This is a genomic window from Microbacterium oxydans (assembly GCF_000956405.1).
Lineage (GTDB): Bacteria > Actinomycetota > Actinomycetes > Actinomycetales > Microbacteriaceae > Microbacterium > Microbacterium oxydans_C.
This window is the reverse complement of sequence record NZ_JYIV01000030.1, coordinates 337,534-357,128: the sequence shown is the minus strand read 5'-3', so window position 1 is coordinate 357,128 and position 19,595 is coordinate 337,534. Positions and strand designations below refer to the sequence as shown.

At 67.1% G+C, this 19,595-nt stretch carries 26 protein-coding genes; 4 read left to right on the top strand and 22 right to left on the bottom strand.

The genetic code is table 11. The features are described from left to right. The first annotated feature begins 111 nt into the window (after positions 1–111). On the top strand, positions 112–1,173 hold the full coding sequence (locus tag RN51_RS17085) for an AI-2E family transporter (RefSeq protein WP_045265224.1): 1,062 nt from the start codon (positions 112–114) through the stop codon (positions 1,171–1,173). 18 nt (positions 1,174–1,191) lie between these two features. Here RN51_RS17085 and RN51_RS17080 read toward each other — a convergent pair whose 3' ends face one another. From RN51_RS17080 to rpsB, 9 genes are all read right to left on the bottom strand, one after another. Beyond that, complete coding sequence (locus RN51_RS17080) at positions 1,192–1,914, bottom strand: alpha/beta hydrolase (RefSeq protein WP_045265223.1); 723 nt, start codon at positions 1,912–1,914, stop codon at positions 1,192–1,194. Beyond that, complete coding sequence (locus RN51_RS18755) at positions 1,911–2,198, bottom strand: hypothetical protein (protein ID WP_082066637.1); 288 nt, start codon at positions 2,196–2,198, stop codon at positions 1,911–1,913. Before RN51_RS18755 ends, RN51_RS17080 begins: the two co-directional genes overlap by 4 nt. Positions 2,199–2,207: 9 nt before the next feature. Continuing rightward, entirely contained in the window at positions 2,208–2,882 is a 675-nt protein-coding gene (locus RN51_RS17075) for a transglycosylase SLT domain-containing protein (protein ID WP_197073281.1), read from the bottom strand. 66 nt (positions 2,883–2,948) lie between these two features. Continuing rightward, entirely contained in the window at positions 2,949–3,527 is a 579-nt protein-coding gene (locus RN51_RS17070) for a DivIVA domain-containing protein (protein WP_045265222.1), read from the bottom strand. Beyond that, complete coding sequence (locus tag RN51_RS17065; protein ID WP_045265221.1) at positions 3,527–4,687, bottom strand: phosphatidate cytidylyltransferase; 1,161 nt, start codon at positions 4,685–4,687, stop codon at positions 3,527–3,529. The genes RN51_RS17070 and RN51_RS17065 overlap by 1 nt, the downstream gene beginning before the upstream one ends. 5 nt (positions 4,688–4,692) lie before the next feature. Beyond that, complete coding sequence (frr, locus tag RN51_RS17060; RefSeq protein ID WP_017830710.1) at positions 4,693–5,247, bottom strand: ribosome recycling factor; 555 nt, start codon at positions 5,245–5,247, stop codon at positions 4,693–4,695. A gap of 67 nt (positions 5,248–5,314) precedes the next feature. Then, the gene (pyrH, locus tag RN51_RS17055; RefSeq protein ID WP_045265220.1) at positions 5,315–6,031 is read right to left on the bottom strand and encodes a UMP kinase; all 717 of its coding nucleotides are present in this window, start codon (positions 6,029–6,031) and stop codon (positions 5,315–5,317) included. 92 nt (positions 6,032–6,123) lie between these two features. After that, positions 6,124–6,951, bottom strand: a complete 828-nt coding sequence (gene tsf, locus RN51_RS17050) for a translation elongation factor Ts (protein ID WP_045265219.1) — start codon at positions 6,949–6,951, stop codon at positions 6,124–6,126. A 41-nt stretch (positions 6,952–6,992) separates the two neighbouring features. Then, positions 6,993–7,934 (bottom strand): 30S ribosomal protein S2, encoded by a 942-nt coding sequence (rpsB, locus tag RN51_RS17045; RefSeq protein WP_045265218.1) that lies wholly within the window; start codon positions 7,932–7,934, stop codon positions 6,993–6,995. Positions 7,935–8,254: 320 nt separating this feature from the next. Between rpsB and RN51_RS17040 the strand changes: the two genes are divergently transcribed. After that, positions 8,255–8,791, top strand: a complete 537-nt coding sequence (locus RN51_RS17040; protein ID WP_045265217.1) for a murein hydrolase activator EnvC family protein — start codon at positions 8,255–8,257, stop codon at positions 8,789–8,791. Positions 8,792–8,813: 22 nt separating this feature from the next. Here RN51_RS17040 and RN51_RS17035 read toward each other — a convergent pair whose 3' ends face one another. The 9 genes from RN51_RS17035 to RN51_RS16995 form a co-directional block, all read right to left on the bottom strand. Next, positions 8,814–9,716, bottom strand: coding sequence for a tyrosine recombinase XerC (locus RN51_RS17035; protein WP_045265384.1), 903 nt, complete (start codon positions 9,714–9,716; stop codon positions 8,814–8,816). A gap of 62 nt (positions 9,717–9,778) precedes the next feature. After that, complete coding sequence (gene dprA / locus RN51_RS17030) at positions 9,779–10,981, bottom strand: DNA-processing protein DprA (RefSeq protein ID WP_045265216.1); 1,203 nt, start codon at positions 10,979–10,981, stop codon at positions 9,779–9,781. Continuing rightward, positions 10,978–12,507 (bottom strand): YifB family Mg chelatase-like AAA ATPase, encoded by a 1,530-nt coding sequence (locus RN51_RS17025; protein ID WP_045265215.1) that lies wholly within the window; start codon positions 12,505–12,507, stop codon positions 10,978–10,980. The genes dprA and RN51_RS17025 overlap by 4 nt, the downstream gene beginning before the upstream one ends. Then, a complete protein-coding gene (locus RN51_RS17020) occupies positions 12,504–12,866 on the bottom strand; it encodes a YraN family protein (RefSeq protein WP_045265214.1) in 363 nt (120 codons plus the stop codon). Before RN51_RS17020 ends, RN51_RS17025 begins: the two co-directional genes overlap by 4 nt. A gap of 131 nt (positions 12,867–12,997) precedes the next feature. After that, on the bottom strand, positions 12,998–13,324 hold the full coding sequence (locus RN51_RS17015) for a DUF2469 family protein (RefSeq protein ID WP_045265213.1): 327 nt from the start codon (positions 13,322–13,324) through the stop codon (positions 12,998–13,000). 72 nt (positions 13,325–13,396) lie between these two features. Then, entirely contained in the window at positions 13,397–14,056 is a 660-nt protein-coding gene (locus tag RN51_RS17010; RefSeq protein ID WP_045265212.1) for a ribonuclease HII, read from the bottom strand. Further along, positions 14,053–14,778: a signal peptidase I gene (gene lepB / locus RN51_RS17005; protein WP_045265211.1), complete on the bottom strand. Its 726-nt coding sequence runs from the start codon at positions 14,776–14,778 to the stop codon at positions 14,053–14,055. The genes RN51_RS17010 and lepB overlap by 4 nt, the downstream gene beginning before the upstream one ends. A gap of 117 nt (positions 14,779–14,895) precedes the next feature. Beyond that, a complete protein-coding gene (rplS, locus tag RN51_RS17000; protein WP_045265383.1) occupies positions 14,896–15,243 on the bottom strand; it encodes a 50S ribosomal protein L19 in 348 nt (115 codons plus the stop codon). A 168-nt stretch (positions 15,244–15,411) separates the two neighbouring features. Beyond that, complete coding sequence (locus tag RN51_RS16995; protein WP_045265210.1) at positions 15,412–15,900, bottom strand: hypothetical protein; 489 nt, start codon at positions 15,898–15,900, stop codon at positions 15,412–15,414. Positions 15,901–16,009: 109 nt separating this feature from the next. Between RN51_RS16995 and map the strand changes: the two genes are divergently transcribed. Both map and RN51_RS16985 read left to right on the top strand, forming a co-directional pair. Next, on the top strand, positions 16,010–16,792 hold the full coding sequence (map, locus tag RN51_RS16990; RefSeq protein ID WP_045265209.1) for a type I methionyl aminopeptidase: 783 nt from the start codon (positions 16,010–16,012) through the stop codon (positions 16,790–16,792). A 75-nt stretch (positions 16,793–16,867) separates the two neighbouring features. After that, a complete protein-coding gene (locus RN51_RS16985) occupies positions 16,868–17,461 on the top strand; it encodes a histidine phosphatase family protein (RefSeq protein ID WP_045265208.1) in 594 nt (197 codons plus the stop codon). 27 nt (positions 17,462–17,488) lie between these two features. On the opposite strand, the gene trmD is transcribed toward RN51_RS16985, so the two are convergent. From trmD to rpsP, 4 genes are read right to left on the bottom strand one after another with little or no spacing between them, the layout of a single operon-like run. Beyond that, positions 17,489–18,208, bottom strand: a complete 720-nt coding sequence (gene trmD / locus RN51_RS16980) for a tRNA (guanosine(37)-N1)-methyltransferase TrmD (protein WP_045265207.1) — start codon at positions 18,206–18,208, stop codon at positions 17,489–17,491. 19 nt (positions 18,209–18,227) lie between these two features. Beyond that, positions 18,228–18,845: a ribosome maturation factor RimM gene (rimM, locus tag RN51_RS16975; protein ID WP_045265206.1), complete on the bottom strand. Its 618-nt coding sequence runs from the start codon at positions 18,843–18,845 to the stop codon at positions 18,228–18,230. Further along, positions 18,829–19,059, bottom strand: coding sequence for an RNA-binding protein (locus tag RN51_RS16970; RefSeq protein WP_017830729.1), 231 nt, complete (start codon positions 19,057–19,059; stop codon positions 18,829–18,831). The genes rimM and RN51_RS16970 overlap by 17 nt, the downstream gene beginning before the upstream one ends. A gap of 6 nt (positions 19,060–19,065) precedes the next feature. After that, positions 19,066–19,500, bottom strand: a complete 435-nt coding sequence (rpsP, locus tag RN51_RS16965) for a 30S ribosomal protein S16 (protein ID WP_045265205.1) — start codon at positions 19,498–19,500, stop codon at positions 19,066–19,068. Between the last annotated feature and the right edge of the window lie 95 nt (positions 19,501–19,595).

Below are 19,595 nucleotides of genomic sequence, written 5' to 3'. Positions count from 1 at the left end.
TCAGCTGTGTGTTGCCCACGAGCAGGTGCAGTGGCCGCTGGACCGGCACGTCCTCCGGTCGGATGCGGCGCGTCTGGATAATCTTGCTGGAGCCGTCTCGAGGAGTCTCCGATGAAGATCCACAATCCCTTCCGCACCGCCCTGGTGGCGACGCTCGGCGTGGGGTTGGGGATCCTGCTGATCAACAGCGTGCAGAACCTCTCCACCGTGCTTCTCTACCTCGGCACAGCACTGTTCCTGAGCTTGGGCCTCGATCCCCTCGTCTCCTTCCTCGAACGCCGACGCCTCCCCCGCTGGGCTGCTGTGCTCGTGACGATCCTGGCGGTGCTCGGCGTCTTCGTGGCCATCGTGCTCATCGTGCTCCCGGTCTTGGTGGATCAGATCTCCCAGCTGGTCGCCCAGATCACGGCGATCGTGCAGCGCGGGACCGCGATCGACGACCTGAAGCAGTGGATGACCGAAGCATTCCCGAATCTCCGCGTCGATGATGTCTTCAGCTACGTCGAGGACTGGCTCACGACCAACCTCACGGAAATCGGCGGCTCGATCGGCCAGGGTGTTCTCATCGCCAGCGGTGCCGTGCTCAGCGGCTTGTTCGGAGCCTTCATCGTCCTGATCCTGACGATCTATCTGACGGCATCCACGCCGTCGCTCAAGCGCGCGGTCTACCAGCTCGCCCCGGCGTCGAAGCGCGACCGGTTCATCGACCTGTCAGAGCAGATCACGGATTCGGTGGGCTACTACGTCATGGGCCAGGTGACCCAGGGCGTGATCAACGGTGTGCTCAGTGCGATCTACCTGTCGATCATCCAAGCGCCGTTCCCCGCAGTCCTCGCCGTGATCGCCTTCTTCTTCTCGCTGATTCCGCTCGTCGGCACGCTCACCGGCTCGACGATCATCGTGCTGGTCTGCCTCATCCCCGGACTCGGCTCCCCGGCGACCGCGATCGCCGCGGCGATCTACTACCTGATCTACATGCAGATCGAGGCGTACATCATCTCGCCTCGCATCATGAGCCGCGCTGTATCGGTGCCGGGTGCCGTCGTCGTGGTGGCGGCCCTCGCGGGTGGAAGTCTGCTCGGTCTCCTCGGCGCGCTGATCGCGATCCCGGTGGCCGCGAGCATCCTGATCATCTACCGCCAGGTGCTCATCCCACGGATGAACGACCTCTGACCTCGGGGCGGTCGGCGCTCAGTCGTCGGCCGGCCAGTGGGTGGCGAGGGGCAGCGCAGAGGGATTGACCGCCGCGACGATCTCCGTGAGCACACGCCGCGTCTGCGTCTCTCCCACCCAGAGGTGCTTTCCGCCTTCCACCGCGATGAGCGTCGCGTGCGGGATCGAGGCGAAACGCTCCCTGGCCTCGGCAGGTCGCAGGTAGTCGTCCAGTTCCGGCACCAGGATCACGACGGGGCAGTCGGCCGACGCCCAGGCCGCGACCTCTTCCGGCGTCGCGCGGTGCAACGGCGGCGAGAGGAGGATGATCCCCTCCACGTCGTGCTCCCTGCCGTACTTCAGGGCGAGCTCGGTGCCGAAAGACCACCCGAGAAGCCAGGGACGCGGCAGGGCCCGGTCGCGGACGAAGTCCATCGCCGCGGCGACGTCGAACTGTTCAGCAGCTCCCCCGTCGAAGCTGCCGTCGCTCGTGCCTCGCGGGGAAGTGGTTCCTCGCGTATTGAACCGCAGGACGGCGAGATCCGCCAGGGCGGGGAGCCGTGCGGCCGCCTTGCGGATGATGTGAGAGTCCATGAATCCACCGGCGGTCGGCAGCGGGTGCAACGTCACGAGCGTCGCGACGGGCGGTGTGTCCTCGGGCTGAGCGAGCTCACCGACCAGAGTGAGACCGTCGGCGGTGGTCAGCTCGATGTCCTCGCGTCGTGCCGGCAGCTCCAGCGGTCCACGGATCTCGATGGTCATGCAAGCCTCCAACAGTGAGTGTGCCAGTGCCGGCGAGCCGCCAGATCCGCCGCGTCTCCGAGGACCCCGTCTGCGCGCCACGCCACGAGATGGGCGGTGCCGGCCACGATGCCACGGCTGCAGCCCGGGCACACGTACTCCTTCTGCGCCTGTGCTGCAGACACCGGCTGGACTGTCCACTCACTGCCACGACGCGTCTCGGTCCGCTTCCAGCCTGCGAGAAGACGGTCGAACGAGTCGTCCGGATCAGGGCGCGCCGAAGGGCGTCTGCGGGAGCGGGGCATCGTGCCTGCTCACCACCAGTGGTTGTTGACCCAGAAGTTGTAGGCCCCCGCCCAGCTGCCGTAGCGGCCGGTGGCGTAGCCCGTGGCCCAGCGCAGGTTGTCGACCGGATCGTAGCCGTTGCCCGGGACCTTGCTGCAGGGCAACGCCTGCACCAGACCGCACGCGCCGGAAGACTTGTTCGTGGCGTTCGGGTTCCAGCCGCTCTCTCGAGAGACGACGTAGTCGACGTACTGCCAGTCGCTCTGCGCGATACCGGCGGCTGCCATCCACTCCGCGGGAGCGCCACCGCCCGTGTACGGAGCGAGCGCCGCACGGGACGACCCGCCCGTCGAACCGGTCTTGGGAGCTGCCGCCACCGTGGGGACGGGAGCGGGCTTCGGCTTCACGTAGACGTCGAAGCTCCCGCGTACCACCGGGGCGATCTCGGCGCCCTCGATGGTGACGGTGAGGTTCTGCGTATCAGCGAGAGCCAGCGAATACGCAGAGTCCGGCGACGCCTCCGGCGCCGGGGCGGCCAGCGCCACCCCGGTCGGAGCGACCAGTGCGCCGGCGAAACCGACGACCGCGAGTGCGCTGACGACACCGACCACGCCGCGGCTCCGAGACCAGCGTCGGGTGCCGGTACGCGCCGAAGCGGCCTTCGCTGCGGGCACAGGCGAACGGTCGTTTCTGTCGAGATTCATGTCGTTTCGGGAGTTCACGATGAAGGACAGTCTACGCAAGGTCTCCTGAAACGACCATCAGGAACCTCAGCGAACCGCGAGAATGACGTCGATCGTCGCGTCGAGGAGCGCATCCACCTGCTCTTCGCGGTATCCGCCGCGCTGCATCCGGAAGGCCGCAGACCGCAGCTGTTCGGCGGTCAGGGCATCCCCATCGCGCAGGTATCGCACGATGCGGGTCGACACGTGGTCGACCTCGTCGAGGCGGTAACCGAACGTGAGTACGCCGGTGCGAGCGAAACGGTGCCGACGCGGGCGTGCCAGATGATCCAGGATGACCTGCGCGTCCTCTCTCGCCCGCTCGACCCAGGCGCCCGCTCCCTGCGCACGCACCACGCGCTCGCGCTCGCGCGCGGCGAAGGCGTCCTCGACGCGGCCGAGCGCAGCATCGACGTCGGCCACCACGTAGCCGTTCTTGACGAGAGGGAACGAGGCCGTCCGCACGTCGTCCGCGCTGAGAGTGTCGCCGCCCTGCTCGAAGGCGCGACGAGCCGAGGCGAGGAAAGTGTCGACCGCCGCGCGATGATAACCGCGCACACGACCGGACGTGACTGCGAACGCCGGAGGAGACTGCGTCGGCTGTTCGTCGAGCTGGTCTTCGTTCATCACAGAACCACCCAAGGGGAGAAGAGGAAGTAGAGGCACAGTGCGGGGATGGTGGAGGGGAGGATGCTGTCGAGGCGATCCAGCAGACCGCCGTGACCAGGCAGCCATGAACTCATGTCCTTGATGCCGAGGTCGCGCTTCAGCATGGACTCGCCCAGGTCCCCGAGCGTGGCAGAGAGCAGTATCGATGCGCCGAACACCAGACCGCACCACCACGGCAGCTCCAGAAGGAAGATCGCGAGCAGTATGCCGGCGGCGATCGACGCGGCGACGGCACCGCCGAAGCCCTCCCAGGTCTTCTTCGGACTGATCTTCGGCGCCATCGGGTGTCGCCCGAACGCCAGGCCGGCGGCATAGGCGCCCGTGTCAGCGGCCACGGCTATCGCGATGAAGCTGAGCACCCACCACTCTCCGCCCTCCTGCTTGAGCAGGATGAGCGCGATGCCCGCGAGAAAAGGAACGTACACCTGAACGAAACCGCTGATCACCGCATCGGCGAGGACGTCGCCATACGTTCGACCGTCCTTCTCGACCATCTGGGCGATGAGCCGCCAGACGATGACGAAGGCAACCGACACGAACAGCATCACCCAGCAGAGCCACGGCTCCGCGAAGTACGCCGACAGCACCAGGAAGGTCGCCGCGATCAACTGCGGCACCACGTCGACACGCCGACCGGAGCCGCGTAGGGCCCTCGAGAGCTCGTAGACGCCCAGCAAGGCGGCCGCGAGAGCGAACGGCACGAAGAGCACCTTGAGGAACAGCAGCGACCCGAGCAGCGCGGCACCGAATGCGAGACCGATCACGGTGGCGAGGATGAGGTCCCTGCCCGTGCGCTCCTTGATGCGCTCGTTCGCCTGATCGAGCTGGTCGCGCGCGTGCGAGACGTGGCTGCCCAGCTCATCCCTCGCCGCCCGCCATTGCTCGCGGATGGCGTTGTGGTCAGCCGTGTCCAGCGGACCCGCTCCCCCGGTGGCCGTGGGCTCCGAAAGCGCCGGCGACGGGGGCGTGGGCAGCGGGGGCCGCGGTGGTACGGCCGCGCTGTCGAAGGACGGGAATGCCGCGTCGACGAGCGGGACGCCTCCGGACGGCGTGCCGTGGTGCGCGTCGCGGCGCGCGAACGGCTTGTCGTCGTCGGCATCTCGCGTTTCGTCAGACATCCCGACTACACCTCGAGGAGTTCTGCCTCTTTGCGCTTCAGCGCGTCGTCGATGAGATCGACATGCTGGCGCGTCAGGACATCGAGCTCCTTCTCACCGCGTGCGATCTCGTCCTCGCCCAGCTCGCTCTTGAGCGCGTCGAGCTCGTCCTTCGCCTTGCGGCGGATACCACGGACGTGGACCTTCGCGTCCTCCGCCTTGGTCTTGACGAGCTTGACGTACTCCTTGCGACGCTCAGCGGTGAGCTCCGGCATCGTCACACGCACGAGGTTGCCGTCGTTCGTGGGGTTCGCGCCGAGGTTCGGCATGTCGCGGATCGCCTGCTCGATCGCCTTGAGAGCGGACTTGTCGTACGGCGTGATGATGAGCGTACGAGCTTCCTGGTTGGCCAGAGATGCGAGCTGCGCGATCGGCGTGGGGGTGCCGTAGTAGTCCACGAGGACCTTCTGGAACATCTGCGGGTTCGCACGACCGGTGCGCACCGTGGAGAAGTCCTCCTTGGCAGCTTCGACCGCCCGGTTCATGCGGGTGGTGGTTTCAGCGAGGACGTCCGCGATCACGGTGACTCCTATCGTCGGGGTGTTCAGCAAATTCTATCGGGCGAAGTCGTCTCCGCCCGTCGCACACTCAGGTGGTGACCAGTGTGCCGATCGGGTCCCCGAGCAGAGCGCGGGTGACATTGCCCGCCGGCTCCATGCCGAAGACCCGCATGTTCATGTTGTTGTCCATGCAGAGGCTGAACGCGGTCGAGTCGACGACCTTCAGCCCCCGCTGCAGCGCGTCGCTGTAGGTGACCCGCTCGATGCGCTCGGCGTCGGCGTGCTTGTTCGGGTCCGCCGTGTAGATGGCGTCGACACCGTTCTTGGCGACGAGGACCTCCTCTGCACCGATCTCCAGTGCCCGCTGCGCCGCAACCGTGTCGGTCGAGAAGTACGGAAGACCGGCACCGGCTCCGAAGATCACGACGCGCCCCTTCTCGAGGTGCCGCTCGGCCCGCCGCGGGATGTAGGGCTCCGCGACCTGCGTCATCGAGATCGCCGACTGCACACGCGTCGCGGCGCCGGCCTGCTCGAGGAAGTCCTGCAGCGCGAGCGCGTTCATCACCGTGCCGAGCATGCCCATGTAGTCGGCACGTCCGCGGTCCATGCCGCGCTGGCTCAGTTCGGCACCGCGGAAGAAGTTCCCTCCGCCGACGACGATCGCCACCTCGACACGGTCGACCGCGGCGGCGATGTCGCGTGCGATCTGGCCGACGACGTCGGGGTTGACACCCAACTGACCGGCGCCGAATGCCTCTCCGGAGAGCTTGAGAAGGACGCGGCGGCGTCCGGTGCGTTCAGTCATGGGTGGGTGTCCTCTCGTCCCGATTCAAGATAGTGCCTCGTGGGCATGAAGAAGGGGTTCGGATCACGATGATCCGAACCCCTTCGACGCTGCTACGCGCCGACCTTGAAGCGCGCGAAGTCCGTCACGGTGATACCGGCGTCCTTCGCCACCTGGGCGACAGAGAGCTTGTTGTCCTTGGCGTAGTCCTGCTCCAGCAGGGCGACCTGCTTGATGAACGCGGAGACGCGGCCTTCGACGATCTTCGGCAGAGCCGCTTCCGGCTTGCCCTCGTTGCGGGAGATCTCGGTGACGATCTCGCGCTCCTTCTCGACCGCATCCGCAGGCACGTCCTCGCGGGACAGGTACGACGGGTTGGCGAACGAGATGTGCTGAGCGATGCTGCGCGCGGTCTCGGCGTCGTCACCCGTGTAGGCGACGACGACACCGATCTGCGGCGGCAGGTCCTTGCTCGTGCGGTGCAGGTAGACCTCGACCTTGTCGCCGGAGATCGTGCGCACGCGACGCAGCTCGACCTTCTCGCCGATGATCGCGGCCTCTTCCGAGATGACCTGCTCGACGCTCTTGTCACCGGCGGATGCGGCGAGGGCGGCGTCGACCGAGTCGGCCTTCACTGCTGCAGCGGCGTCGGCGACCTTGTCGGCCAGCGCGATGAAGCGCTCGTTCTTCGCGACGAAGTCCGTCTCGCACGCGAGCTCGATGAGCGTCACAGCGCCATCCTGCTCGCGAGCGACGATGAGTCCCTCGCTGGTCGAACGGTCAGCGCGCTTGGCGTTGCCCTTCGCACCCTTGAGACGCAGGATCTCGGTGGCCTTCGCGACGTCTCCGTCAGCCTCCTCGAGCGCCTTCTTGGTGTCGACCATTCCGGTGCCGAGCTGCTCGCGCAGCGCCTTCAGGTCAGCGATGGTGAAGTTGGCCATGTGTGGTGGCTCCTTGCTTCGTTAGGTGTGTGTACGAGGGATTACTTGGCGTCAGCGGCCTCGGCGGCGGCGACCTCAGCGGTCTCCTCGCCGGAAGCGGCGGCGATCGCCTCGTCGTGTGCCTCAGCACCGGCCGCGTCCGCAGCGGTCTCGTCAGCAGCAGGGGTCTCGACGACGGCGGCAGCGTCATCCGCGGAGGTGACCTCGGCGGCGTCAGCGGACTCCTGGACGGGAGCCTCGAGGAGCTCCTTCTCCCAGTCGGCGAGCGGCTCGGCGTCGCCCGTCTCCGGGTTGTGCTTCTGCTGCAGGCCCTCGGCCGCGGCGTCTGCGATGATGCGGGTGAGCAGCGAGACCGAACGGATCGCGTCGTCGTTGCCGGGGATCGGGTACTGGAAGTCGTCCGGGTCGGCGTTGGTGTCGAGGATGCCGATCACCGGGATGCCGAGCTTCTTGGCCTCGTCGATGGCGAGGTGCTCGCGCTTGGCGTCGACGACCCAGATGGCCGAAGGCGTCTTCGTGAGGTTGCGGATACCACCGAGCGACTTGTGCAGCTTGTCGAGCTCGCGCTTCTTGAGAAGCAGCTCCTTCTTCGTGAAGCCGCTGTTCGCCGGGGTCTCGTAGTCGAGCTCCTCGAGCTCCTTCATGCGGGCCAGACGCTTCGAGATCGTCTGGAAGTTGGTGAGGAGGCCGCCGAGCCAGCGCTGGTTCACGAAGGGCTGGCCGACACGCGTGGCCTGCTCGGCGAGGATCTCCTGCGCCTGCTTCTTGGTACCGACGAAGAGGATGGTGCCGCCGTGGGCGACCGTCTCCTTGACGAAGTCGTAGGCCTTGTCGATGTAGCCGAGCGACTGCTGGAGGTCGATGATGTGGATGCCGCTGCGCTCGGTGAGGATGAAGCGCTTGACCTTCGGGTTCCACCGACGGGTCTGGTGTCCGAAGTGCACGCCGCTGTCGAGCAGCTGGCGGATGGTGACCACAGCCATGGTCGTCTCCTTGTTCTGGCGCGATCCTGCGCCGTTGAGGTTGCAAGCCGATCGGATGATCGGACTTCCTGGTGCCCGGCTCACACCCGCCTGTCGAAGAACAGGACCTGTGGGAGTGGATGCCGCGAAACGAGTCGCTCTGGGCACGCGTAGTCACCTCGATATCGAGGTGCCTCCCCAGCATACAGGATCAGAGGGCCGGCTCCCCTGCACGGTATCTTCCTCTGCACCGATGCGTGCTGTCACGTCTTACTCCCGGGGTGCGCACCCAGCACTGCGCGTAGCGCACCACGGCAGCGTCGAGCCATCAGGATGCCTTCATGCGCCCGAGACCCAGAACACAGTCCCTGCTCGCCGCGATCCTTCTCGCCGTCTTGATGGGCGTCTTCGCGGTGATGCTCTCCCCGGGCACGGCAGCGAGCTCCGACGAGCCTGACGTACCCGCCTGGAGCTGGCCGGTCACCGGACCGCGCTCGGTCGTCGCGCCCTACCGCGCTCCCGCACATCGATACGGCGCCGGACATCGTGGCGTCGATCTCAGCGCCGCGATGGGGACGACAGTGACGGCACCTGCTGACGGAGTCGTCGCTTTCCGTGGGACCGTCGTGGACCGGCAGCTCATCACCATCGAGCACGACGGCGGGCTGGTGTCGACGTTCGAACCGTTGCGATCTGAACTCGTGGTCGGCGACCTCGTCGCAGAGGGCCAGGCGATAGGAGTGGTCGACTCAGGGGGACACACACCGCCCGGCGCGATCCACCTCGGCGTGCGTCTGGACGGCGACTACATCAACCCGCTGCTGCTCTTCGGTGAGGTTCCGCGAGCGGTGCTCCTCCCCTGCTGCGTGGCCTCATGATCGGCTGTCGAAGCCGCCGGGATCACGCCCGGGGGTGGGCGAGCCGGTAGGTGGCCGTCAGGCGCTCGGTCGAGACGTGCGTGTATATCTGCGTGGTGCCGAGGCTGGCATGCCCGAGGATCTCCTGCACCGCCCGCAGGTCCGCTCCGCCGTCGAGGAGGTGGGTGGCGGCAGTGTGACGCAGTGCGTGGGGACCGATCGTCTCCGCACCCACGATCGGTCCGAGGACACGAGCGACGAGCTCGTAAACTGTTCGCGGTCCGATGCGTCCTCCGCGGCTTCCGAGGATCACTGCCGGGGTGAAGGTGCGCGCCCGGGCGACGAGGACAGGCCTCGCGCGTCTGAGATAAGCGGACATCGCGTCGCGCGCGGGTGACCCGTATGGGACGACCCGCTCCTTGTCTCCCTTTCCGAGCACCCGCGCCGTCCCGCGTTCGAGGTCGAGGTCGTCGATGTCCAGACCGCAGAGTTCGGACACCCGGATACCCGAGCCGTACAGGAGCTCCAGGATCGCATGGTCGCGGAGCGCGAGAGGGTCGCCGTCCTCCGCTGCGGTGCGATGCGCATCGAGGAGCTCGGACATCGCGTCTCGCGAGGCGACCGTCGGCAGTGTCCTTCCCCTCTTCGGCGCGACGAGTCGCAGGCTCGGGTCGAGTTGGACGATCCCCTGTTCCTGGGCCCAGCTGAAGAAGGATCGAGCTGTCGCGGCACGTCGCGCGAGCGTCGACCGCGCATCTCCGCGCTGCGTGGCGTGCCAGAGCCAGTCCCGGAGGACCTCCAGATCCACATCCTCGATCGCCATTCCCCCTGCGGACGCAGCGAGGTCGCGGAGGTCGGAACGATAGGCCCGCACCGTCGCGGCCGACAGCCGACGCACCCTCTCCAGGTGGTCGGCAAACGCGTCTGCGGCCGCGGGGATGTCCATGTCTCCAGCTTGCCGTGATCCAGCACGCTCCTCGGCAGCCTCGCCGTCGTCATGCGGTCGAATCAGCTGCGCCGGTGCGCGTGCGAGCGGTGCCACCCTGCACTGTCGAACGCGACATCTCCCTCCAGGTGCAGAAGGCCCAGTACCGACCTCACGCACTCCGGAGACAGGCCCGAGCGACGGGCTACCTCGTCGATCGACAGCCGTCTCCGATCGCTCATGACCTCGAGGACGCGACGGTGATGAGGCTCCTGCTCCTGCTCGTTCTGACTCATATCGGGTTCGCGATCGATCCCGCCGAGCAGCTCTCGCACCTCCTGGGCTGAAGTGACGCACTGCGCGTCGTACTCGCGCAGCAACCGGTGGCATCCGGCCGATGAAGCGGAAGTCACAGCTCCGGGAACGGCACCGAGCGGGCGTCCGAGGGTTGCAGCATGACCGGCAGTGTTCAGCGATCCACTCCGCCACCCCGCCTCGACGACCACCGTCGCGTGTCCGAGCGCGGCGATCAGACGGTTTCTGGCGAGGAACCTCCACTTCGTCGGCGCCATACCGCAGGGCGGCTCGCTCACCAGCGCGCCCTCTTCGGCGATCTGTCTCAGGAGGGTCTGATGACCGGCTGGATACTCGCGGTCGACTCCCCCGGCGAGGAAGGCGACGGTTGCGCCGCCCACCCCCAACGCAGCTCGGTGGGCGGCACCGTCGATTCCGTACGCGCCACCCGACACGACCACCGCACCCGTGGAGGCCAGATCACCCGCGATCTCTGAGGCGACGTGCTCGCCGTACCCGGTGGATGCGCGCGCGCCGACGATGGACACCCGGGGGTGACGGTGGAGGAGATCGACACGGCCTCGTACCCACAGCGCAATGGGAGCGTGGGGACCCAGGTCATCGAGTGCGCGGGGCCACCCGGTGTCGCCGGGGATCAGGAGCCGGGCACCTGCGATGGCCGCTCCGTGGAAGGCTGTCCGCACAGCCGGAGGTTCCGCGCGTGGGAGCCAACGCGCCCGTCCCTCGGCGAGCATGCGGGACGCCGCTGCGTTGGTCGCGCCCGGGGGCAGCAGTGATGACGAGCGCCCCAGCGCCGCAGAGAGTCCTGCCACAGCGCCGAGTTCACGGATCAGAGTGCCGGCCACCGCATCGCCCGGCTCCGCGATCACCGTCCACGCGGCGCGCGCGATGCACTCGTCCACGTTCCCACCGGGATGGACCTGCGCCGCGAGGGTTACGAGCTCGGGGTCGTTGAGGAGAACGTCGATCATCGTGGCAGCCCCCTTCGAAGATGCAGTGCGCGCCCGATCTCATCGGTCCCTGGCATGTCGAGCGCCGCCAGGTCAGCCATGGTCCAGGCGACGCGGAGCACGCGGTCGTACCCGCGGAGCGTGAGCGCGCCACGCTCCAGGGCACGATCCAGCGGAGACCGGGTCGACGCAGGAAGCCGGAGCGCTCCCTGCCGCAGCCAGGTGCCCGGCACATCGGCGTTACGACGCCATCGTGTGCTGCTCCATCGGGACACTGCTCTGGCCCGCGCTTCCGCGACGAGGCCACGCGCCTTGTCCGTGGTCATCACTGCCCTCTCGACACCCATCGCCCGGGATGCTGCGACACGAGTCACCTGGAGATCGATGTCGATGCGATCGCGAAGCGGGCCGGATAGACGAGTCGAGTAGCGTCTGATCGCCATCGGAGGACACACGCACTCGGCGCCGCGCACGCCGTGGTTTCCGCAGGGGCATGGGTTCATCGCAAGGACCAGTTGGAACTTCGCAGGGAAGGTCGCGATGAATCCAGCACGGTGCACGGCAATCACACCCGACTCGAGCGGCTGCCGCAGGGCGTCCAGAGCAACGCGCGAGAACTCGGCAGCCTCGTCGAGGAACAGCACACCACGGTGCGCGCGAGCGACAGCTCCCGGTCTTGCCAACCGGGATCCGCCACCGACCAGCGCCGCGACAGACGCGCTGTGGTGCGGAGCCTCCAGCGGAGGGAGGGAGTCCAGCGCGGACACCGGTTCTCCACTGAGCGAGCGAACAGATGCGACCTCGAGCGCCTCCTGTTCATCGAGCGCGGGCATGATCCCGGGTAGCCTCCGCGCGAGCATCGTCTTCCCGGCGCCGGGCGGGCCGCTGAGGAGCAGGTGGTGCCCTCCCGCCGCGGCGACGATGAGAGCCTCCACAGCTTCCTCCTGCCCGATCACGTCGGCGAGGTCGAGAGCGTCGCGTGCATGGAGTTCATCCGATGCCACCTTCACGGACTCGACCTCGGGCACTTCCACATCGGCGCCGTGCCAGACCGCGACCTCCGCGAGTGACCCTGCAGCCCGCACGTCGACTCCGGGCACCAGCTTCGCTTCCGCTTCGTTCCCGTGCGGCACGATAACCGTCTCGAACCCCGCTCGAGCCGCGGCGAAGACCGAGGGGAGGACGCCTGGCACCGGGCGGATCCTGCCGTCGAGCCCGAGTTCGCCGATGTGGACCGTGCGGGCGATGGAACGCGCTTCAACGGCTCCTCCCGCTGCGAGGCAGGCCAAGGCGACTCCCAGGTCGAATCCGGCGCCGTGCTTCGGGAGGCTCGCGGGCGACAGGTTCACGGTGAGCCGTCGACGCGGCAGGTCGAGACCCGCGTTCTTGCACGCATTGTGCACGCGCTGCACGGCTTCACCCAGCGACTTGTCGGGAAGACCGATGATCCGGAACTCGGGGGTCTGGTTGGACATGTCGGCCTCGACCTCGACGAGGTGCCCGTCCACTCCGGTCAGCGCGACAGCCCAGGTGCGTGCCGTGCTCACGCGATGTCCACGAGATGCTCGAGCGCGCCGGAGCTCGGATCCGGCCCGATGATCCCGATCGCTTCGAGCCGCACGGTTCGGCCATGCGCGGCCTCCGGATTCTCCGCCGCCCAGGCGTGCCCGAGTTGCCAGAGCCGGCGGCGCTTGCGCCCATCGATCGCCTCGAACGGGTGCCCGAAGGCGTCCGTTCGCCGGGTCTTCACCTCGACCACCGCGAGATGCCTACCGCGTACGGCGACGATGTCGATCTCGCCCTGTGCGCATCGCCAGTTCCGCGCGAGCACGGTGTACCCGCTGCCCCTCAGATGCTGCGCCGCGCGGTCTTCTCCCGCTTTTCCGAGTTCATCCTTCGCTGCCATGTGCCCAGCATCACGTGGGCACGGACCCAGGATCGGGCCGACCGAGGTGAACTCACAGCGGCTGGGGAGAATTCACCTCTTCAGTGAGATGTGCAGGGACTCCGAGACCCTCGCCTCGACGAGGCGACCCGTCACTCACCGTCGAGCGAGAGCTCCTGCGGGAGTTCGAACTCCCTGCGCTGCAGCTCCTCGACGTTGACGTCCTTGAACGTGAGCACGCGCACGGCCTTCACGAAGCGGTCAGCGCGGTAGATGTCCCATACCCACACGTCCGTCATGGAGATCTCGAAGTAGAAGTCGTGCTCGGTGTCCCGACGGACGACGTTCACGTCATTGGCCAGGTAGAACCGGCGCTCGGTCTCCACGACGTACTGGAACTGCGACACCACATCCCGGTACTCCCGGAACAGTGCAAGCTCGAGTTCGCGGTCGTAGTCGTCGAAGGCTTCCTCATCCATGATGTGTCCATCCTAGAGTCGCGAGCACCGGCGCGCGTCATCGGCGGCCGGGGCGCCCGTGCGACGTCTCGGTCAGAACAGCGTGGGCGCGTCCGCTATGGTCCATGACGCTCTGTGGTGCGGGGACAGTCCGACCGTCCGGATGGCATCGCGATGCTCGAGGCTGGCGTAGCCCTTGTTGCGATTCCATTGATACGCCGGATGCGCCTCATGAAGCTCTGCCATGTAGCCGTCACGCGCCACCTTGGCGATCACGGAGGCCGCAGAGACAGAGGCACAATCGCGGTCCGCTTTGACCACGGGGCGCACGTTCAGCGGAGTCGGGTGCACCTTCGACACGTAGTCGTGGTTTCCGTCGAGCAGGATCAGAGCGCCGTCGAGCACAGCGCCCTGCGCGGCGACGGCCAGGACCGCGCGAGACGCCGCGAGTCCGAGCGCCCGCATGATGCCGACCTCGTCGACCTCCGCCGCACTCGCCCAGCCGACCGCCGACGCCTGCACCCAGGCGGCTGCGCGAGCCGCCACGTCCGGCCTGCGTTTCTCCGTCACGAGTTTCGAGTCGCGCAGCCCCTCCGGCACACGACGGCGCGCTCCGGCGGCATCCATCACGGCCGCACCCACTGCCACCGGCCCCGCGAGCGCGCCACGACCGACCTCATCCAGGGAGATGATCAGCTCGCACTCGCCGAGGAGTCGGCGTTCGAGGGTGAGCTTCGGCGCGACGACGGTCATTCCGGATCCGGAACGCCGTTGAAGATCTCGTGGTGTCCGTCGATCGGTCCCAGTCGATTCAGCGGCCAGGTCGTGAGGAACGCCTTGCCCACGATGTTCTCCATCGGGACGAAGCCGCCGCTGGGCAGATCCTGGTGCGCACGGGCGTCGCGCGAGCGGTCCCGGTTGTCGCCCAGCAGCCACACGGAATCCTCCGGAACGACGACGTCGAACGGCTCGTTCGATGCGGCGGTGTCGCCCTGGGGGAGATTCAGGTAGCTGAGCTCGTCGATGGGTGCGCCGTTGATCGTGATCTGTCCGAGCGCGTTGCAGCAGACCACGTGGTCGCCGGGAAGACCGATCACGCGTTTGACGAGGTGATCCTGCGAATCGGTCGCGGAGATGCCCACGAAGTTCAGCACCCAGTCGACGGCCTCGACCAGAGGTGGCTGCGCGGGCGTCTGCGGCTGTCCGTCCAGCCACCCGCCCGGATCCTTGAAGACGACGACGTCTCCGCGTTCGTAGTCGGTCCAGCGCGGAGTGAGCTCATCGACGAGGATCCGGTCGTTGACCAGCAACGTGCGCTCCATCGACGCGGAGGGGATGTAGAAGGAACGGACGACGAAGGTCTTCACGACGAAGGACACCAGCGCGGCGATCACGACGATCACCAGCACGTCTCGGAGGAAGACCAGGAACCCGCGGCGTCGTCTGGACGTGGGCGCGGACGGGGATGCAGTCATCTGGTTCCTTCACGATCATGCGCCGGCGTGCAGCGACGCTATATAGGTTCGCACATCGAGGGGAGAACAAAGCACCCCGGGACATCGTGTCCCGGGGTGCTTCGGAGTGGCGACGACTCAGCGGTCGCGCTTCTCCTTGATCTTCGCCTTCTTGCCACGCAGCTGGCGGAGGTAGTAGAGCTTCGCGCGACGCACGTCACCGCGGGTGACGACCTCGATGTGGTCGATCACCGGCGAGTGGACCGGGAAGGTACGCTCGACGCCGACCTGGAAGCTGATCTTGCGGACGGTGAAGGTCTCGCGGACGCTGTCGCCCTGGCGGCCGATGACGACGCCCTGGAAGACCTGGATACGAGAACGGTTGCCCTCGGTGATGTTGACGTGCACCTTGACGGTGTCACCGGGGAAGAAGTCCGGAATGTCCGAACGGAGGGAAGCCGCGTCGACGGCGTCGAGGATCTGCATGATCGTCTCTCTCTGCACCCGCCACAGGTCGCATGCATGTATTCAAAGGAACAAGAAAAGGGTTGAGCTGTACGGAGCTGACGCGTCCGCGGGCTCCCCTGTGGCAGAGCCGGTCACAGCACAAACAACCATTCTGCCATGGATGCAGCGGCGGGCCAAAACGCGGTCTCAGTCCCGGGAGTCGGTCTCCCGCACCACGATCACCTCGGGGGCACGCGTTGGGACCGATGGCTCGTCCATGGTCGGAATCGTGGACCAGGTGATGGTCTCGCGCAGCCGCGCCCCGCTTCCTCTCGCCTCATTCCACAGCTGCCACAGCTGTAGCCAGATCAGTCCGATCCCGGCGACGATCGCGGCCGTGAGCAGCCACGGGAACGCCCCGTCGATGAAGAACCCGACCGCGATCGTGAGACCATTCCAGACGGTGAATCCGACGACGTCCCACCAGGAGACCGCGCGTTCGATGCGGACGGACGGACGGGACCTCGTGAGAAGGGTGAGCAGCAGCTGCCCCAGGAACACCGAGGGCATCGCGATGAGCAGCACCCACAGGATCGACCACCCGCCCTGGAAGACACCCCACCCGATCAGCAGCCAGAGCGGCAGCAGGAACGCCGCCGGGAGAAGCCAGCGGAAGTAGGCCTGTCGCAACCACATGTTGAGATCGTACGACGACGACCCGACGCGCGCTCCTGTGTTCGCTGAGAGCGCTCGGGCGTCCGCACCCTCACGATCAGGGAGAATGGGAGGGACGAGAGGACAACCGATGATCGAACTGCGCACCCCCGCCGAGATCGAAGAGATGCGCGCCGCCGGGCGGTTCGTCGCCGAAACGCTGGCGACGCTGCGTGACGAGACGAAAGTCGGAACCAACCTGCTCTCGATCGATCGGCGGGCGCACGACATGATCCGTCGCGCCGGCGCCGAGTCGTGCTACATCGACTACCACCCCTCGTTCGGAGCGAGCCCGTTCGGGAAGGTCATCTGCACCTCCGTGAACGACGCCGTGCTGCATGGCCTTCCGCACGACTACACACTTCGAGACGGAGACCTCGTCACCCTCGACTTCGCTGTCGCGGTCGACGGCTGGGTCGCAGACTCCGCGGTCTCCTTCGTCGTCGGAACAGCGCGCGAAGAGGATCTCCGACTCATCGACACGACCGAGCGTGCGCTGACCGCGGCGATCGACGCCGCCACCGTCGGGAACCGCATCGGGGACATCTCCGCAGCCGTCGCCGCGATCGCCCATGGCGAGGGCTACTCGATCAACACCGACTTCGGCGGCCACGGCGTCGGCCGCACGATGCACGGCGACCCCCACGTCCCCAACGACGGTCGCCCCGGTCGTGGCTTCCCCCTGCGCGCCGGCCTCGTCCTCGCCCTGGAGCCCTGGCTTCTCGCCACGACCGACGAGCTCGTCACAGACCCCGACGGGTGGACTCTGCGCAGCGCGGACGGCTCCCGCGGTGCACACTCCGAGCACACCATCGCGATCACGGAGCAGGGTCCGATCATCCTGACCGACCGGTCGTTCCTCGGCGTCGACTGACGCGCGACCCGGCCGATCGTCGGGTCGGCTCAGCACCCAGGCGCGATCGGCGGGCCGGTGTGCCATCCTGAGTCCATGATTCCGCAGGATCGACATGTGCCGGAGAGAGTTCTCCTCGCCCGGCACGGACAGACCCGATGGAACCTCGAGCATCGTCTGCAGGGACGACTCGATTCTCCCCTCACCCCGGAGGGCGTGGCGCAAGCGCATGCGATCGCGGACCGTCTGACAGATGTCGGTGTTCACACTGTGTGCTCCAGCCCGCTGGGCAGGGCGGTGCACACGTCGACGATCGTCGCGGACCGCCTCGGCGCCGACGTGGTCGAGGTGCCGGAGCTTGCCGAGCTCGACCACGGCGAGCTCGCGGGTCTGACTTGGGACGAGATCGACGCGGCCTACCCCACGGTCAGGGAAGAGCGAGCCGCCAACCGATACGGGTGGGCGTTCCCCGGCGGCGAGAGCTATGCCCAGGCGAGAGCGCGAGCACGGAAAGCTCTCACCAGTTGCGGATGGGTGTCGCTCGGCACCCCTCTCCTCGTCAGTCACGAGATGATCGGGCGCATGCTGCGTGCGGAGCTGCGAGGGCTGGATGCACCGACTGCCCTCGGACTGCGACACCCGCACGGTGTGGTCTTCGAGATCGACGGCGGCTCGGAACGGATGCTCTGAGAGGCTGGGCCCGAGGTCGCGGTTCGGTCAGGAAGAGGCTGACTCGTCGTCGCCGAGGAGATCGGGACGCCGCGATCGGGTGCGCTCGAGCTGCTGCTCTCGACGCCACGCGGCGATCGCGGCATGATTCCCGCTCAGCAGCACATCGGGCACGGCCCGCTCCCGCCACGATGCGGGCTTCGTGTACGACGGATACTCGAGCAGCCCATCCTCGTGGGACTCCTCGACGAGGCTCTCCGGGTTGCCGACGACTCCCGGGATCAGACGGCCGATGGCCTCGATCATCGCCATGGTGGCGACCTCTCCCCCGTTGAGGACGTAGTCGCCGAGGCTGATCAGCCTGACCTCGCCCCGCTCGGCCGCGTACTCGAACACACGCTCGTCGATGCCCTCGTAGCGACCGCACCCGAAGATGAGGTGCTCACGAGTCGCCAGATCGCGCGCGGTCTTCTGCGTGAAGACCTCGCCGGCGGGTGACGGGAAGATGATGGTGGGACGTCCGGCGCTCGACGCGGCCGATTCATCGACGATCTCATCGAGAGCAAGCCCCCAGGGCTCCGGCTTCATGACCATGCCCGCTCCGCCACCGTAGGGGGTGTCGTCCACGGTGCGATGGCGGTCCGAGGTCCAGTCGCGGAGGTCCCGGACACGGAGATCGATGATCCCTGTCGCCTGGGCCTTTCCGAGCAGGGAGAGCGTCAGACCGTCGAAGTACGACGGGAAGATCGAGAGGACGTCGATGCGCACGGCGGAACCGTTTCAGCGATCACTCGGACGCATGAGCGTCCGTGCCTGCCTGCGGCTCGGCGTCGGTGGTCTCCGGAAGCTCCTCGAAGAGCCCGGGCGGCGGGGTCACGATCACGCGCCCTGCCTGCACGTCGACGGTGGGCACGATGGCAGAGACGAAGGGCACCATCACCTCGTCGTCGCCTGCCTTGACGATGAGGAGATCCTGCGCGGGGAAGTGCTCCACCCGCACGACTCGACCGATCACCGTGTCGTCGCGAACCACCTCGAGGCCGACGAGCTGGTGATCGAACCATGCGTCGTCCTCGGCCTCATCCGCGTCCTGGTCGATCCAGAGGATGGCCCGCACGAGGCTGTCTGCCGCGTCGCGGTCTTCGACGTCCTCGAAGAAGACGACAGGGTTGCCGTTCATCACCCGGTACTCGCGCACCGTGATCTCCTTGCCGTGCCACGGAGATGCCTCGGGCACCTGCAACGTGAAACCGGCACCGGGGACGAAACGTCCCTCGGGGTTGTCCGTGTACAGCTCGAGCTTGAGACCGCCCTTGAGCCCGTGCGCCTTGACGAGACGCCCGACCCGCAGCTGGTTCTTGCCCTGGTTTCGGTCCTTCGCCACCACGTCAGTCGTCCGCGACATCGACGCGGACCCGACGACCGTCAGCGAGAGCGCTGACGAGAGTGCGAAGGGCCTTCGCTGTGCGGCCGCCGCGCCCGATCACGCGTCCACGGTCGTCGGGGTGCACGCGCACCTCGAGGAGGTCGCCTCTCGGCGAAGTGGATTCGTTGATACGGACATCCTCCGGGTGATCGACGATCCCCTTGACGATGTGTTCGAGCGCGGCGGCGAGCACGACGGATTACTCTGCGTCTGCTGCGGGAGCCTCAGCGGCCTCCGCGTCGGCCGCGGCGGGAGCCTCCTCAGCAGGAGCCTCCGCCTTCTTCTCGACCTTGGGCTTGACGACGGACTTCTTGGATGCGTCGACCTCGAAGGGAACCTTCGGCTCGGCGACCTTGAGCGTGGACTTCGCGTCCTTGTCGCCCTTGAACTTGCCCCAGTCGCCCGTGATCTTGAGGATGGCAGCGACCTGCTCGGTCGGCTGCGCGCCGACGGACAGCCAGTACTGCGCACGCTCGGAGTCGACCTCGATGAACGAGGGCTCCTCGGTGGGGTGGTACTTGCCGATCTCCTCGATCACGCGACCATCACGCTTGGTCTTCGAGTCGGCGACGACGATGCGGTAGTAAGGCGCGCGGATCTTGCCCAGGCGCTTGAGACGAATCTTGACAGCCACGATTCTCCTGAATTGTGTGGAAGGAAACGAACCGGTCGCCTGGAGAGTGGGGTGCACACCCGGCGGAAGCTCTGATGAGTGTGGACTCCTGCTGG

What these genes read in the sequence shown, in the direction of transcription:
- RN51_RS17085 (WP_045265224.1), top strand. Translation starts at nt 112, where the DNA reads ATGAAGATCCACAATCCCTTCCGCACCGCCCTGGTGGCGACGCTCGGC.
- RN51_RS17080 (WP_045265223.1), bottom strand. Translation starts at nt 1,914, where the DNA reads ATGACCATCGAGATCCGTGGACCGCTGGAGCTGCCGGCACGACGCGAG.
- RN51_RS18755 (WP_082066637.1), bottom strand. Translation starts at nt 2,198, where the DNA reads ATGCCCCGCTCCCGCAGACGCCCTTCGGCGCGCCCTGATCCGGACGAC.
- RN51_RS17075 (WP_197073281.1), bottom strand. Translation starts at nt 2,882, where the DNA reads ATGAATCTCGACAGAAACGACCGTTCGCCTGTGCCCGCAGCGAAGGCC.
- RN51_RS17070 (WP_045265222.1), bottom strand. Translation starts at nt 3,527, where the DNA reads ATGAACGAAGACCAGCTCGACGAACAGCCGACGCAGTCTCCTCCGGCG.
- RN51_RS17065 (WP_045265221.1), bottom strand. Translation starts at nt 4,687, where the DNA reads ATGTCTGACGAAACGCGAGATGCCGACGACGACAAGCCGTTCGCGCGC.
- pyrH (WP_045265220.1), bottom strand. Translation starts at nt 6,031, where the DNA reads ATGACTGAACGCACCGGACGCCGCCGCGTCCTTCTCAAGCTCTCCGGA.
- tsf (WP_045265219.1), bottom strand. Translation starts at nt 6,951, where the DNA reads ATGGCCAACTTCACCATCGCTGACCTGAAGGCGCTGCGCGAGCAGCTC.
- rpsB (WP_045265218.1), bottom strand. Translation starts at nt 7,934, where the DNA reads ATGGCTGTGGTCACCATCCGCCAGCTGCTCGACAGCGGCGTGCACTTC.
- RN51_RS17040 (WP_045265217.1), top strand. Translation starts at nt 8,255, where the DNA reads ATGCGCCCGAGACCCAGAACACAGTCCCTGCTCGCCGCGATCCTTCTC.
- RN51_RS17035 (WP_045265384.1), bottom strand. Translation starts at nt 9,716, where the DNA reads ATGGACATCCCCGCGGCCGCAGACGCGTTTGCCGACCACCTGGAGAGG.
- dprA (WP_045265216.1), bottom strand. Translation starts at nt 10,981, where the DNA reads ATGATCGACGTTCTCCTCAACGACCCCGAGCTCGTAACCCTCGCGGCG.
- RN51_RS17020 (WP_045265214.1), bottom strand. Translation starts at nt 12,866, where the DNA reads ATGGCAGCGAAGGATGAACTCGGAAAAGCGGGAGAAGACCGCGCGGCG.
- RN51_RS17015 (WP_045265213.1), bottom strand. Translation starts at nt 13,324, where the DNA reads ATGGATGAGGAAGCCTTCGACGACTACGACCGCGAACTCGAGCTTGCA.
- RN51_RS17010 (WP_045265212.1), bottom strand. Translation starts at nt 14,056, where the DNA reads ATGACCGTCGTCGCGCCGAAGCTCACCCTCGAACGCCGACTCCTCGGC.
- lepB (WP_045265211.1), bottom strand. Translation starts at nt 14,778, where the DNA reads ATGACTGCATCCCCGTCCGCGCCCACGTCCAGACGACGCCGCGGGTTC.
- rplS (WP_045265383.1), bottom strand. Translation starts at nt 15,243, where the DNA reads ATGCAGATCCTCGACGCCGTCGACGCGGCTTCCCTCCGTTCGGACATT.
- RN51_RS16995 (WP_045265210.1), bottom strand. Translation starts at nt 15,900, where the DNA reads ATGTGGTTGCGACAGGCCTACTTCCGCTGGCTTCTCCCGGCGGCGTTC.
- map (WP_045265209.1), top strand. Translation starts at nt 16,010, where the DNA reads ATGATCGAACTGCGCACCCCCGCCGAGATCGAAGAGATGCGCGCCGCC.
- RN51_RS16985 (WP_045265208.1), top strand. Translation starts at nt 16,868, where the DNA reads ATGATTCCGCAGGATCGACATGTGCCGGAGAGAGTTCTCCTCGCCCGG.
- rimM (WP_045265206.1), bottom strand. Translation starts at nt 18,845, where the DNA reads ATGTCGCGGACGACTGACGTGGTGGCGAAGGACCGAAACCAGGGCAAG.